The following is a 14,395-nucleotide window of genomic DNA, read 5'->3' on the forward strand; positions in this document are numbered from 1 at the left end:
ATTGTTAGGGGAAGGGGGAGTATGTTGATAGAATTTCGTAATGTAAATAAATATTATGGTAACTTTCAAGTTTTGAAAAATATTAATGTGCAAGTGAAAAAAGGGGAAGTGGTAGTAGTTGTCGGGCCTTCAGGATCAGGAAAAAGTACATTGCTTCGATGTATAAATCAATTAGAGGCAATTACAGATGGAGAATTAATTGTACAAAATACAGAGGTACACAATAAAAAAACGGACATGAATGAATTGCGGCGAAATATTGGGATGGTCTTTCAACATTTTTATTTATATCCACATAAAACGGTTCTTCAAAATATTACATTAGCACCGATTAAAGTAAATAAAGTTTCCAAAGAAGAAGCAGAGAAAACAGCAATGTTTTATTTAGAGAAAGTAGGAATCCCGGAGAAGGCTAACGTATATCCGCATCAATTATCCGGAGGACAACAGCAACGGGTGGCAATTGCTAGAGGACTTGCAATGCAGCCGGAAATTATGCTATTCGATGAGCCTACGTCTGCTCTTGATCCAGAGATGATTGGAGAGGTACTTGATGTTATGAAAGCACTGGCTAAAGAAGGGATGGCAATGGTCGTTGTCACGCATGAAATGGGATTTGCTAGAGAGGTAGCAGATAGGATCTTATTTATGGATGATGGTCAAATTATTGAAGATACAACACCGGCGAACTTTTTTGCAAACCCTGAACAAGAAAGAGCTCGTTTATTTTTAAGTCGGGTGCTAAATCATTAGAGGAGGAATTTCATGCTTAAAATGAAAAAGTTATTTACTTTAATCGTATTTTCATGTTTATTCGTGCTTGTTGTTGCTGGATGCGGAAGTAAGAAAGATGAGGCAAAGGAAACAAATACGAAGCAAGGCGGGGCTGTTGAGCAAATTAAGAAACGAGGGAAATTAGTAGTTGGGGTGAAGAATGATACGAATTTATTTGGATTAAAAAATCCTTCAACAGGGCAGGTAGAAGGATTCGATGTTGATGTCGCGAAGGCACTGGCGAAAAAGATTCTTGGAGATGAAAAGAAGCTAGAGCTGAAAGAAGTAACGTCTAAAACACGTATTCCAATGCTGAAAAATGGTGATATTGATGCAATTATTGCAACAATGACAATTACGGAAGAACGCAAAAAAGAAGTGGATTTTTCAGATGTATATTTTAAAGCAGGACAATCGTTACTTGTGAAAAAAGGAAGCAATATTAAGAGCGTCGATGATATAAAACAAGGCGTTAAAGTATTAGCTGTAAAAGGATCAACATCTACAAATAACATTCGTCAAAAGTCACCAGAAGCGACTGTATTAGAGTTTGAAAATTATAGTGAGGCATTTACAGCGTTAAAGGCAGGTAAAGGTGATGTGTTAACGACAGATAATGCGATCCTTTACGGAATGGCAAAACAAGATTCTAATTATGAAGTAGTAGGAAAAATTTTCACAGATGAACCGTATGGAATTGCAGTGCAAAAAGGGGCAGATGATTTAACGAAAGAGATTAATACTTTAATTAAAGACATGAAAGCAAGTGGGGAGTATGACAAATTATATGAGAAGTGGATTGGACAAAAACCAGAAAAGTAGATAGTAAAAGTGAGAGGATGAGAGTACTCATCCTCTTCTTGTAAAGAAAGAGGGGAGAATATGTGCCTGATTTTTCTATATTAACGAATAACATTGATATGTATTTAGAAGGGTTTAAATATACAGTTATGTCTAGTGTAATTGCATTGATAGGTAGTTTTATTTTAGGAGTAATTTTGGCAGTAATGCGTATTGCACCTATTCGCATTTTAAATTGGATAGGATCAGCTTTTGTGGAGTTTGTAAGAAATATTCCACTTGTATTAATTGCATTTATATTCTATTTTGCTTTACCTGTAATAGGAATTACTTTAAATGGTTTTGTAGCAGGAACAGTTACGCTTACGGTATATACGGCAGCTTTTATTGCAGAAGTAATTCGCGCTGGTATTTTATCAGTTGCGAAAGGGCAGCTGGAAGCTGCTCGCTCTTCAGGGCTAACGTATGTGCAGGCGATGTATTATGTTGTCTTACCCCAAGCAATGAAAATTGTAATTCCTCCTTTAGGAAACCAGTTTCTCAATTTAGTTAAAAACTCTTCAATACTTGGAATTATTGCTGGTGCTGATTTAATGTATCAAGGAGATTTAATTTCAACGAAGACGTTTGTTACGTTTGATGTTTATATATTTGTCGGGATGTTTTATTTAATATTAACAATTCCGCTCAGTATGCTAGTGCGTTATTTAGAAAAACGCTTAGCAAAGGAGGCGGTGTAAATGGATTTTAAGGGAGCAATTACAGGGGATCATATTCTATTTTTATTAAAAGGATTACTTATAACGTTAGAGGTAGCGCTCGTAGCAATTGTACTTAGCTTTATTATCGGTAGTGTAATAGGAATATTGCGCTACACGAAAATACCTGTCGTCTCACAAATATTAGGAATTATCGTTGAAGTGATTCGAAACTTACCACTACTGTTAATTATATTTTTCACGTATTTTGCACTTCCAGAAGCAGGCTTGAAATTAGAAATTATAACAGCTACAATTGTTGCTTTAACAATATTTGAAGCTGCAATGATATCTGAAATTGTTCGAAGTGGTCTATTATCTATCGAAAAAGGGCAAATCGAAGCAGCGAGGTCTTCCGGATTAACGTATGTTCAAGCGCTGTGGCATATTATTTTGCCACAAGCATTAAGAAGAATGGTCCCGCCACTTGTCAGTCAGTTTATTTCATTGCTGAAAGATACAGCGCTAGCAGTCGTTATATCACTACCAGAGCTTATTCATAATGCTCAAATTATTAGCGGGCAAAATGTGAATTACATGATTCCGACGTTTATAGTAGTAGCTTGTATGTACTTTATAGTAAATTATAGTTTATCAATTTTATCGAGAAGATTAGAACTCCGTTGACTCTTACAATATATGTAAGGGTTTTTTCCTTGTTTCTCCTTATTTTCCTCTAAATAGAATCTAAATCTTGCGATAATTCGATTTTTATATTGTTTTATCAGAAAAGTTTTAATTTTATATAGAAAATGTAATCGCTTTCGTGTATATTTTTATTATCAGAAAATTTTAACAGGATATAGGGGTATGGTAGGGGGAGGATTTAGATGCAGCAACCAACGAATGAGAAATTACATCGTACGATGAAGAGTAGACATTTATTTATGATCGCACTTGGTGGTGTAATCGGGACTGGTTTTTTCTTAGGTTCAGGTTACACCATTAATCAGGCTGGACCAGGGGGAGCCATCCTTTCATATTTAGTAGGCGGATTTATTATGTATTTAACAATGCTTTGTCTTGGAGAGTTAACGGTAGCAATGCCAGTTTCAGGATCTTTCCAAAAGTATGCGACGAAGTTTATTGGACCAGGAACGGGTTTTATGATCGGCTGGCTATATTGGCTTGGCTGGGCAGTAACAGTAGGACTAGAATTAACGTCAATCGGTTTAATGATGAAAAGATGGTTTCCAAATGTTGATGTTTGGGTATGGTGCCTTGTATTCGGCGTTATTTTATATGCTTCAAACGCAATTTCGGCGAAAAGTTATGCTGAATTAGAATTTTGGTTCTCTAGTATTAAAGTAATTACAATTCTTGCATTTGTTGTTCTTGGTGGTAGTGCATTATTAGGGTTTATATCATATGACGGAAAAGAAGCAGCACCTCTTTTCTCTAACTTTGTAAGCGATGGTGGATTATTCCCGAATGGACTAGCTGCCGTATTACTTACAATGATTACAGTTAACTTCTCGTTCCAGGGAACAGAGTTAATCGGGATTGCAGCGGGAGAAAGTGAAAATCCAGAAAAAACAATTCCACGTGCGATTCGTAATACGGTATGGCGCATTATGTTATTCTTCATTTTAACAATGACGATTTTAGTAGGATTAATTTCTTGGAAAGAAGCAGGCGTAATTGAAAGTCCATTCGTAGTCGTATTTGATAAAATTGGTATTCCATACGCAGCTGATATTATGAACTTTGTTATTATTACTGCGTTATTATCTGTAGCGAACTCTGGATTATATGCAGCGACGCGTATACTATGGTCACTTGCAAATGAGGGAATGGCACCAACTTCCTTCCAGAAAGTAAATAAGCGTGGTATTCCAATTACAGCGCTAGTCGTAACGATTGCGGTAGCTGGATTATCTCTATTCACAAGTTTCCTTGCAGAAGATACAGTATACATGTATTTATTATCGATAGCTGGTTTATCGGCTGTTTCAAGTTGGATCATTATTGCTCTATCGCAACTTCGCTTTAGAAGTCAGTATATAAAAGGCGGAGGAAAGTTAGAGGACTTAAAGTATAGAACACCACTATACCCAATTGTCCCGATTTTAGCCTTAATTACAAATAGCATTGTTGTTATTAGTTTAGCGTTTATTCCTGAACAAAGAATGGCGTTATACTGTGGTATTCCATTTATCATTTTCTGCTATATATATTATTATATTAGTAAGAAACGGCAGAAACCGATGAAAGTGGAGATGGAAAAAACAAATGAAACTAACAATCAAACACGATGATATAGAAGCAGATTTATCGTATGGTCAATTAGCGATTGGAAAAGAAAACGGGTATTCACCGTTACAATTACTCATTTCTTCTATCGCAGGATGTAGTGCAATTGTCTTTCGAACAATTTTAGAAAAGAAACGTATTACATATGATACGTTTACAATCGAAACTGAAATTGGTAGAAGTGAAGCTTTATCGAAGCCAGTTGAAAGTGTTCATTTGCACTATAAAATTAAAGCGCAAAACATTACAGAAGAGCAGCTGGACAAGGCGCTGCAACTTGCAGTGAAAAATTGTACGATTGTTCAATCTGTAAAAGATAGTATAAAGGTTACGGAAACAATTGAACTAATAAAATGAAACATAAAAACGTGAGAATACGGCTCTCACGTTTTTATGTTTTTAATAAAGGGAGAAAGTATGATGGAATGTTTAGGTTGTAAATTAGCAAATGAAGAGGAAAAAATATATAAAATATATGAAGATGACTATGTAACATGTTTTTTAGATCATGAACCTTTCTATACAGGACATACTTTAATTGTGCCAAAGCAACATGTTGTAGAAGTAGACGAATTAGATGATGTTGTAGCAAAATCCATTATGGATGCTTCTAAGCTGATTGCAAAAGCGATTAAGGTATTATATAAACCTGACGGAATTACAGTTTGTCAAAATGGTGGAGTATTTAACGAGTTAACACATTATCATATGCATGTCGTACCAAGATATAAAGAGCGTTCGTTTGCTGAGTTTTATATGGTACAGCCAGCAGAAAAGCAGAATCATAACTTGGAAGAGACAAAGAATTTGTTAAAAGAAGCGATAGAGCATATGCTGCTTACTGAAAAGGCGTAGCGGTCAGGAAAATTCTAATATTAAAAAGCCCAATTTCTCAGTTAAAATAGAGAAATTGAGCTTTTGTTTATTCTATTATTAAATTTTATACATAAAAAGATTTTGCAGTGTCACAAAGTATAGCGCTTATTCGTTATATAGAGTGAGAGGAGGAATTATATGAAAGTTACAAACAACGATTATGAAAAGATGGAAGAGCTATATGAGTTGTATGAACAAAAGATTTATTATGTAGCGTATTCTATTTTAAATAATATTCAACAGGCTGAAGATGCGGTTCAAGAGACGTTTATTACTCTTTATAAGAACTTGGAAAAGCTCCATAGCTTGGCTACTCAAGAGCTTAAACGCTACATTTTGAGGGTCGCGAAAAACAAGGCGATTGATAGTTACCGGAAAACAAACGACATGAAACATTTTTAGAAGAATACGAAAGAGAATCAACAGAAGCAGTAGATGAAAATATTGAAGAGTGGGAAAAACGTGTAATGTCCGAGGTTCAAATTGATGCATTGTTAAAAGAGTTAAATGAGTCTAATAGACAGGTGTTTAAGTACAAAGTCTTCTATAACTTAACGTATCAAGAAATTTCAAGTGTCATGGGGATAAACGAGGCCAATGTCCGCAAGCAGTTTGAGCGTGCTCGAAAACGAGTCCAAAATATGATAGGAGGTATAAAACATGACGAATTCAAAGAACTCCAAAGAAATATATGAACTTGCTGAAAAAATTGCTTTAGATGATTTTGATAAACTCAAAGAACAACATGAATTTTCACATACATATACGCGCAAAAAGAAGTTGTTTATGGAGGAAATGAAGCTGAAAAATGGACAACCACAGAAAAAGCGTAAAAAACATCGTATGTTAATCGCTGCTGCTTGCTTATTGATTGGTATGCCGACAACCGTTTTTGGTGCAGTAAAAGTCTATAATATGATTGTTCAGAAACAAAATTACGAAGTAAATGTTTCCTTAACAAATAAGGATTCGAAAAAGAGTGATCAGTGGTATAAGTTGAAGATTGGTAAATTGCCAGAAAATATGGAAGCAATTGATGACTCTGCTATGAAATATTCCTTTAAAGATAACTACGCAATGGGTGGATTTTCATTCGTTCTTTGGAGAGTAGGAGGGAATTCAGATTTTCCAACTCTGTACTCGAAAAATTATGAAGAAAAAGAGATAAATGGTAAGAAGGCAGTAATTGTTCATAGACAAAATGGTAATAAAGATTTAATGTTTAATAGAGTAATTTTTCTCTATTTTGAGGAAGAAGGAATTATGTTACAAAGTTATATTGGAAATGATATAAACGAAGAACAAATGATAGATGTGCTAGGGAGCATTTCACTTGAGCCCACGTCAAAAGAAAAGTCATCATATATAAGCGATTATGATAAAAAGTATTTTAGCCAAGAAAGTAAAACAACGAAGGTAATTCCTTTGAAGAAGGATAGCAAACGACTATTTCATATAGGGCAAAAGGTTCCAGCAACGATATCTATGGATAACAGTCAAATTGAATATGTGATAGAAAAAGTTGAAGCCTTTGATTCAATCAAAGATTTTAAACAAGAGAACTTTAATGAAATGGGCTTAGGAATACTAAGCAGGAATCAAGCTTTGGATCAAGCTGGAAAATTGATACCATATAGAAGGGATAAATATAAAATTGGAAATGGTAAAGATTCAATTGATCAATTAGTAGAATCAAAATTAATTCATCCTAAATTTGTCTACCTGACAACAACAGTGAAAAATATAGGTAAACAGGCGACAGAAGAAATCTATATGACTCCATCTATAAAAGTTCTTGAAGATAAAGGAAATGCATGGCAGTATGCTGGGAAAGATGGAATCGCAGAAAAAAATATTATGACGGGCGAAGTTGATTATTTAGAGCCTCATGGAGACGGGAAAAGCTTTTACAATATTGGCAGTATCACACCAGGACAAACGGTGAAAGTTAACTTAGGTTATTTTGTAGATGAGGATAAACTAGATTCAATCTTCCTTGATGCTTTCCATTACAGAGGGAATGGAAGTACTGAAAATATGAATGCATCATATCGTTGGTGGATTGATATTCGTCAATAGTAACAAAGAGACTAAAAAGCTGCTTACATCTAGCAGCTTTTTTCGTCTTCATACATATGTAAAATTTCTTTCGCACGTATACGTAAACCATCTATTAATTCTTTCGGTTCTAACACTTGTGCATCTTTTCCAAGCCTATAAAATAAAGGGGTAATAAAATTAATTTCACCTTTATCAATTGTTGAATGTATATATCCTGTCCCGTCCTCATTTACTACAACGAATTCTTCAAGGTAAGGCACGCTTTTACATTGGCGCACACCTTCTGTCGTTAATAAAACATGTAACTGGATAGGAATGTTTATGACGTTAGAGCTAGAGTCAAACCATTCTTCTAAATTCATGAACGTACTTTCACTTTCTTCTGTTGATAATATAGAAAGAATACGATCAACGCGATACAGTAATACTTTTTTTCTACTGAAGTCATAGGACGGTAAATACCATAGCCCGTCATGAGCATATACACCGATAGGATGAACGTGTTTTGTTTTTAACCCCGATTTAGATTTGTATTGAAAGTGTAAATTTTTATTTTCAATAGCCGCGGTTAACACTTCGTTTAAAAGAGGTGTATCAATTGTGCGCTTCGGATTCCAAAAAGCGATGTAAGAACGTATTTTATCAACTTTCGTTTTTGCATCATGTTGTAGGGAGCTATACAGTTTATGTGTAACGGAATTGATTTCTGTGTTAAAAGGTAAGTCGCGATAGTAACTTAAAGATTGAAAAGCAAAAAAGATAGAGACTGCTTCTTCTTCCGTAAATAAAATAGGCGGAATTACTCTATTCGTTAATACTTTATAGCCGCCGTTACGGCCTTGTTCTGCGTAAATGGGCAACCCCATATCACTTAAATCTAAAATGTATCTATGGACAGTACGAACGGAGATATTAAATTCATCAGCTATTTCTTGCGCTGTAAATGTCTTTTTGGCAGAAGCAAATATAAGAATATCTAATAAGCGTTTAGCTTTTGACAAATGTATCACCTTTTTTCTTTTTAACATGACATAAATTGTCATGTTTTATTGTTAGTATATTGTTTACATCATATGTTATCAAGGTGAGATGCAAGGAGGAAAAGATATGTCACGTGAAATAGTTTTATTTATTGCGGCGAGCTTAGATGGATATATTGCGAAAGAAAATGATGATTTAGAGTGGTTAATGGAAACAAAAGGAGAGGGAGATAACGGTTATACAGAAATGTATGAAACAATTGATACAATAATTATGGGAAAGAAAACGTACGACTATGTAGTAGAGCATACGGAAACATTCCCGTACTTAGATAAATCATGTTATGTTTTTTCTCGTTCAGAAAAAGGTTCAGACGGAAATGTAGAGTTTGTAAATGAAGATGTAGTGGAGTTTACAAAAAGGTTAAAAGCAAAAGAAGGATCTAAAATATGGATGGTTGGTGGAGGAGAGCTACTGAGAGAATTCTTTAAGAATAATCTAATTGATGAATATGTTGTTACGATTACACCGCATATATTAGGTTCTGGAGTTCCGTTATTTCAAGACAAGAACCCAGAAATTAATTTAACTTTGACGGATACGAAACGTTTTGGGCAATTTGTAAATTTATATTATAAAGTAAAATGATAAAGAAACACGACTACTGATGGTAGTCGTGTTTCTTTACAGATGGTAATGAAATGATAAAACAAGATCCATGATCAACTTCACTCGTGACAGTAATCGTCCCGCCGTGTAGCTCTACAATTTCTTTCACGATAGATAGTCCTAAACCAGTTCCACCTGTAGCTCGTGATCTTGCTTTATCGACACGGTAAAAGCGGTCAAAAATGTGAGGGAGGTCTTCAGGTGGAATACCTTCGCCTTCATCTTCAATTGCAATGGAAATATGTTTATGTTCTTCTGTAACAGAAATGTTTATATGAGAATGCTCTTTTGAATGTCTATAAGCGTTATTTAAAATATTCACCACAACTTGTTCGAATCGTTGTTCATCTAAGTTTACTAGCAGTGTAGGAGGACAAGAGAAAGAAACTTTACTGTACCTTTCTTTATACATGGCGTTTACTTTTTCACATATACGCGTAAGGAAGGTGTGTAAATGCACTTCCTTTACTTGAATAGAAAAGTTATGTTGTTCCATTTGTGCAAGTGAAAATAAATCTTGAACTAAGTTTGTAATGTAATCAGACTCATCTTTTATAATTGATAAATATCGCAAACGTTGTTCAGAAGGGGTGCTTTCTTTTAAAGCAATGTCAGCATAACCTCTTACGTATGTTAACGGTGTTCGTAATTCGTGAGCAACACTTGCTAGAAATTCACTTCGCTCTGTTTTCATATAATGCAAATCATTTGCGAGCGTTTGAATAGATGATGCCAGTTCACCAATTTCATCATTACGAGTAGTCGTTAACGAAACGGACAAATCGCCTTTACTCATTTTTTCAGTTGCATGTTTCATGTGTAACAATGGTTTTGTTAATAAACGTGATAATAGGAAAATTGTGATGACTGTGAGTAGAAATGTGATGGCACCAGCAATAATGAATTGTTTCGTTAATCCATTAACTAACTTTTCAATTGATTCTGTTCCAAGAAACATGTACACATAGCCTTCATGTTTTCCATCTACTACAATGGGGCTAACTGTACATATATAATTAGATGTTTTCCAATGATTTTCTATAATCGCTCCATTATGGTCTGTTCGAGTTTGCATTTTACTAATATGATCGTTTATAGTCGTGTTTATTTCGTTAGATTTAGCTAGTATTTCTTTATTTGCATTTGTAATAACGACAGTTGTTTCAGCTTCAGATTCCATTAATGCTACGTGAGAGATGGTTTGCTCATCGTAATATTTTTCAAGTACATCTCGATGACTATTTCCTCGCTTTAATAAAGCTGTCATTTCTTCATTTACTCTAGTGTTTACAAGACTATAATAGAGCAAAATAAAGAGAACACTTTCAATTAAAAGTGTAACAATTAAAAAATAAAATCCGAATTGAATTGAAATTCGTTTCATCGTTTTGCCCCTTACTGTTCAGTATCAATCCATCGATAACCTATTCCATACACGGTTTTTAAATGATGATCAATAGGAAAATTTGCTTTTCGCAATTTATCACGTAAATTACGAATATGTGAATCGACTGTGCGATCTTCTGTATTTGTGTTTAATCCCCAAATTCGTTCGATGAGCTGATCACGGTTTAATACGTAGTTCACATGGCGTAAAAATAATCCGAGTAAAGAAAATTCAATTGGTGTGAGAAGGAGTTCTTCATTATGGACAGAAACGAAGTGTTTTGTTTCATCCCATACAATACCGTGATATTGGATTTGTTTATGTTCATTTGTACGTCTTAAAACGGCTTCAATTCTTGCGAAAAGTTCTTCTTCATGGAAAGGTTTCGTTACGTAATCATCGGCTCCAATTTTTAATCCTTGAACGACATCTACTGTTTGATCACGAGCTGTAACCATAATAATAGGAATGTTACTAAAAGATCGGATTTTTTTGCACGTTTCCCATCCGTCCATCTTTGGCATCATAATATCGAGTAAAACAAATTTAAAGTTTCGATTTTCTATATGTAAAATAGCTTCTTCTCCTGAAGTCGCACATACGCAGTTATATCCAATTGGTGTAAGATAAAGCGTTAATAATTCAAGCATTCTCGGTTCATCGTCTACGAGCAGTATATCAATCATAGAGAGCCCTCCATATTTATAATCGTTACTTAAAGTGTAATGCAAAATCATGAAGAAATGGTGCAGATTATGATGTGTCTGCATAATTTCTTCAGAATTGCTTGTTATTGTGGAGTTGAAATTACATTTTAGGTAATCATATTGGCTCAAAAATGATTAATACGGAGGCGGTATAGTGAAAAAAATGACCCGAATTTTTGGGATAACAATAATTACAGCAGTTGGTCTTGCTGCATGCGGACAAACGAATACAGACCATAAAAACCATGAATCTACAAAAGAGAAGAAAACAGAACAAAAGGAAATGAAAATGAATCAGGAGGTAACGGCGCCAAAAGAAATGAACCAAGGTGCATCTAATGATTTATTAACGACAAGTTTAAAAAATGTAACGAGATTAAACACAAATGATCCTTCGCAAATGGCAGTATTAACTTCGCAAACGATATGGCCAGCAACTCATAAGGAGAACCAGCCAGGTGCTGTTATTTTAGTACCAGCAAGCGAGTGGCAATTAGGTATTGCGAGTGCAGATCTTATTCATCATCCGAATAACGGGCCGATTTTATTTATAGAAAAAGAAAAGATACCGGAAATGACGTTAAAAGAAATAAAACGATTAAATCCAATCGGAACGAAAGATGGAACACAAATTATGGTGATGGGAGATGTAGGTACTAGCGCGCTTGAACAATTAAAAGGTTATAAAGTAAAACAAATAAAAGAAACGGACCCAGCTATATTTGCGAAGGATGTTGATAAGGAGTATGCCGATATAACAGGAAGCTACCCAAATAGTGTTATTATCGGTTCGTCTGCAGAAGAAGGACGTTTATATACAACCCCCGCTGTAAATTGGATTTCTCATATGCCGGAACCACTACTCTATACAGAAAAGAATAAAGTGCCAGAAGCGACAATAGAGGCACTAAAAATGAGAAAAGATAAAGCAAATATATATGTATTAGGGCCAGAAAAAATTGTTTCAAAAGAAGTAGAAAAAGAGCTAAGCAAATACGGGAAAGTAACGCGTATTAGTGGAGAGACCCCTACAGAAAACTCGATTGCGTTCGCTAAATTTAAAGATGAAAAAACAAAATTTGGCTGGGGATTCACAAAACCTGGTCACGGTTTATCATTTGTTTCAAGTAAAACACCAGATTTAGCAGTTGCTGGGGCACCTTTTTCACATATGGGTAAACATGCACCTGTTGTATTATTAGAAGAAGGTAAAGCTTCACAACCAGTGTATGACTTCCTTGCAAGCATTCAGCCGAAGTTTAAAGATGATCCAACACTTGGACCATATAATCACGGTTTCTTATTAGGAAGTACGAGTGATATTTCATTTGAAACACAAGGAATACTAGATGAGAGGTTAGAAATTGTTCAGGAAAGTGGTCAAGGACACGGTGGACATTAATGAAATGAAAAAAGATGCTACTAAGGTAGTGTCTTTTTCTTTAGGAAACTTTTACATAGCAAAAAATCTTCTACTCGTTATATAATAGCTTTCGTGCAGTCGGCTAGATTTTCTTATGGAGAAAATCAAATTATAAAGGAGTAGAGGAGTGGTATTTTGTTTCAAACGATAAAAAATGACTGGTTTTCTAATGTGAGAGGGGACGTGTTATCAGGAATTGTCGTTGCTTTAGCGTTAATCCCTGAAGCGATAGCCTTCTCTGTTATTGCAGGCGTGGATCCGACAGTTGGACTATACGCAGCCTTTTGTATTGCAGTTACCATTTCATTTGTTGGCGGGAGAACTGGAATGATTTCAGCTGCAACAGGTGCAATGGCATTATTAATGGTAACGCTTGTTAAAGATCATGGTTTGCAATATTTATTTGCTACAACAATATTAACAGGTATTGTCCAAATTATTTTTGGCGTGTTCAAACTGAGCTCATTTATGAAGTTTGTTCCGAAATCTGTTATGAGTGGTTTTTTAAATTCACTTGGAATTTTAGTTTTTACAGCGCAATTGCCACATTTTAAAAATGCAACTTGGCAAATGTATGCACTCGTTGTATTAGGACTTGCAATTATATATTTATTTCCACGTATTACAACGGTTGTACCTTCTACGCTTATTTCAATTATTATTGTGACGAGTATTGCACTTATGAGCGGATTACAGTTGAAAACAGTAGGAGATATGGGAAGCCTGCCGAAAGAATTACCGTTCTTTAGTATTCCTGACGTGCCTTTTACACTTGAGACATTAGGGATTATTTTACCGTATGCAGTTATGCTTGCAATTATCGGTTTACTAGAATCATTATTAACAGCTTCAGTTTTAGATGATATGACGCATACGGAAAGTAATAAGCATAAAGAGGCACGCGGACAAGGGATCGCAAACATTGTTGCTGGTTTCTTCGGAGGAATGGCAGGTTGTGCAATGATCGGTCAATCTGTTATTAATATTAAATCAGGTGGACGAGGTCGCCTATCAACATTTGTAGCGGGCGGATTTTTAATCGTATTACTATTCGTTTTAGGAGATTATGTCGTTCATATTCCGATGGCAGCTTTAGTTGCAGTTATGATTATGGTTTCAATCGGAACGTTTGATTGGAACTCTGTAACAACAATTCATAAAGTACCAAAAGGAAACTCATTTGTTATGATCGTAACAGTTGTGATTGTCCTAATTACACATAATTTAGCATTAGGTGTAATTATCGGAACAGTAATTAGTGCGGTTTTATTTGCATTCAATATGGCAAAGATTCACGTGAAACATTTATATATTGAAAATAAGAAAATATACGAAATTCACGGTCAACTTTTCTTTGCATCTACAGCCGATTTCATAACTAATTTTTCATTTAATGAAGATGTAAAAGAAATTGAAATGAATTTTACTCATGCGCACGTATGGGATGATTCAGCAGTGGCATCAATTGATAAAGTTATCATGAAGTATGAACAAAGTGGTGTGAAAGTAAGTATAACAGGATTAAATGAACGTAGCTCAAAACTTGTTGCAAATTTAGCTACTTATAATAAAAGAATTGCTAGTTAAAAGCCTCCTTTTTTGTACTGACCCCTGTCAAGTAGACAGTAATTAAAACGCATAGTTAAGAAGCCTGAGTTCGATATTCGTATGGACTCAGGTTCTTTAATTTTTTCTGAAAACGATG

General features: G+C 34.9%; 14 protein-coding genes and 1 pseudogene. 12 read left to right on the forward strand and 3 right to left on the reverse strand.

The window, feature by feature from the left end:
* Window positions 1-21: 21 nt before the first annotated feature.
* The 9 genes and pseudogenes from MR168_RS17290 (at window position 22) to MR168_RS17330 (ending at window position 7,541) form a co-directional block, all read left to right on the forward strand.
* Window positions 22-753 carry an amino acid ABC transporter ATP-binding protein gene (locus MR168_RS17290; RefSeq protein ID WP_282093720.1) on the forward strand — a complete coding sequence of 244 codons (732 nt, stop codon included), beginning with the start codon at window positions 22-24 and terminating at the stop codon, window positions 751-753.
* Between the two features lie 12 nt (window positions 754-765).
* Complete coding sequence (gene glnH, locus MR168_RS17295; protein ID WP_000916491.1) at window positions 766-1,596, forward strand: glutamine ABC transporter substrate-binding protein GlnH; 831 nt, start codon at window positions 766-768, stop codon at window positions 1,594-1,596.
* Window positions 1,597-1,658: 62 nt separating this feature from the next.
* Entirely contained in the window at window positions 1,659-2,315 is a 657-nt protein-coding gene (locus tag MR168_RS17300) for an amino acid ABC transporter permease (protein ID WP_016121835.1), read from the forward strand.
* On the forward strand, window positions 2,316-2,960 hold the full coding sequence (locus tag MR168_RS17305; protein ID WP_000345978.1) for an amino acid ABC transporter permease: 645 nt from the start codon (window positions 2,316-2,318) through the stop codon (window positions 2,958-2,960).
* A gap of 203 nt (window positions 2,961-3,163) precedes the next feature.
* Window positions 3,164-4,591, forward strand: coding sequence for an amino acid permease (locus MR168_RS17310; RefSeq protein WP_001187097.1), 1,428 nt, complete (start codon window positions 3,164-3,166; stop codon window positions 4,589-4,591).
* On the forward strand, window positions 4,566-4,943 hold the full coding sequence (locus MR168_RS17315) for an OsmC family protein (RefSeq protein WP_006918002.1): 378 nt from the start codon (window positions 4,566-4,568) through the stop codon (window positions 4,941-4,943). Before MR168_RS17310 ends, MR168_RS17315 begins: the two co-directional genes overlap by 26 nt.
* A 36-nt stretch (window positions 4,944-4,979) precedes the next feature.
* Entirely contained in the window at window positions 4,980-5,441 is a 462-nt protein-coding gene (locus MR168_RS17320; RefSeq protein ID WP_002023251.1) for an HIT family protein, read from the forward strand.
* 159 nt (window positions 5,442-5,600) lie between these two features.
* Window positions 5,601-6,157: pseudogene (locus MR168_RS17325) on the forward strand (RNA polymerase sigma factor).
* Window positions 6,123-7,541, forward strand: a complete 1,419-nt coding sequence (locus tag MR168_RS17330) for an anti-sigma factor (protein WP_242291434.1) — start codon at window positions 6,123-6,125, stop codon at window positions 7,539-7,541. The pseudogene MR168_RS17325 and the gene MR168_RS17330 overlap by 35 nt, the downstream one beginning before the upstream one ends.
* A 29-nt stretch (window positions 7,542-7,570) precedes the next feature.
* On the opposite strand, the gene MR168_RS17335 is transcribed toward MR168_RS17330, so the two are convergent.
* Window positions 7,571-8,566, reverse strand: a complete 996-nt coding sequence (locus MR168_RS17335; RefSeq protein WP_174402532.1) for a helix-turn-helix transcriptional regulator — start codon at window positions 8,564-8,566, stop codon at window positions 7,571-7,573.
* 64 nt (window positions 8,567-8,630) lie between these two features.
* Between MR168_RS17335 and MR168_RS17340 the strand changes: the two genes are divergently transcribed.
* Window positions 8,631-9,152 carry a dihydrofolate reductase family protein gene (locus MR168_RS17340; protein WP_086412267.1) on the forward strand — a complete coding sequence of 174 codons (522 nt, stop codon included), beginning with the start codon at window positions 8,631-8,633 and terminating at the stop codon, window positions 9,150-9,152.
* 13 nt (window positions 9,153-9,165) lie between these two features.
* Here the strand turns inward: MR168_RS17340 and MR168_RS17345 are convergent, their stop codons facing one another.
* Window positions 9,166-10,557, reverse strand: a complete 1,392-nt coding sequence (locus MR168_RS17345; protein ID WP_006918010.1) for a sensor histidine kinase — start codon at window positions 10,555-10,557, stop codon at window positions 9,166-9,168.
* Between the two features lie 11 nt (window positions 10,558-10,568).
* Window positions 10,569-11,246, reverse strand: coding sequence for a response regulator transcription factor (locus MR168_RS17350; RefSeq protein WP_006918011.1), 678 nt, complete (start codon window positions 11,244-11,246; stop codon window positions 10,569-10,571).
* 175 nt (window positions 11,247-11,421) lie between these two features.
* Between MR168_RS17350 and MR168_RS17355 the strand changes: the two genes are divergently transcribed.
* Window positions 11,422-12,669, forward strand: coding sequence for a hypothetical protein (locus MR168_RS17355; RefSeq protein ID WP_006918012.1), 1,248 nt, complete (start codon window positions 11,422-11,424; stop codon window positions 12,667-12,669).
* A 156-nt stretch (window positions 12,670-12,825) separates the two neighbouring features.
* Window positions 12,826-14,277 carry a SulP family inorganic anion transporter gene (locus MR168_RS17360; protein WP_000487920.1) on the forward strand — a complete coding sequence of 484 codons (1,452 nt, stop codon included), beginning with the start codon at window positions 12,826-12,828 and terminating at the stop codon, window positions 14,275-14,277.
* The last annotated feature ends 118 nt before the right edge of the window (window positions 14,278-14,395 follow it).

It is taken from the genome of Bacillus cereus group sp. BfR-BA-01356, assembly GCF_022663635.1.
Taxonomy (GTDB): Bacteria; Bacillota; Bacilli; order Bacillales; family Bacillaceae_G; genus Bacillus_A; species Bacillus_A cereus.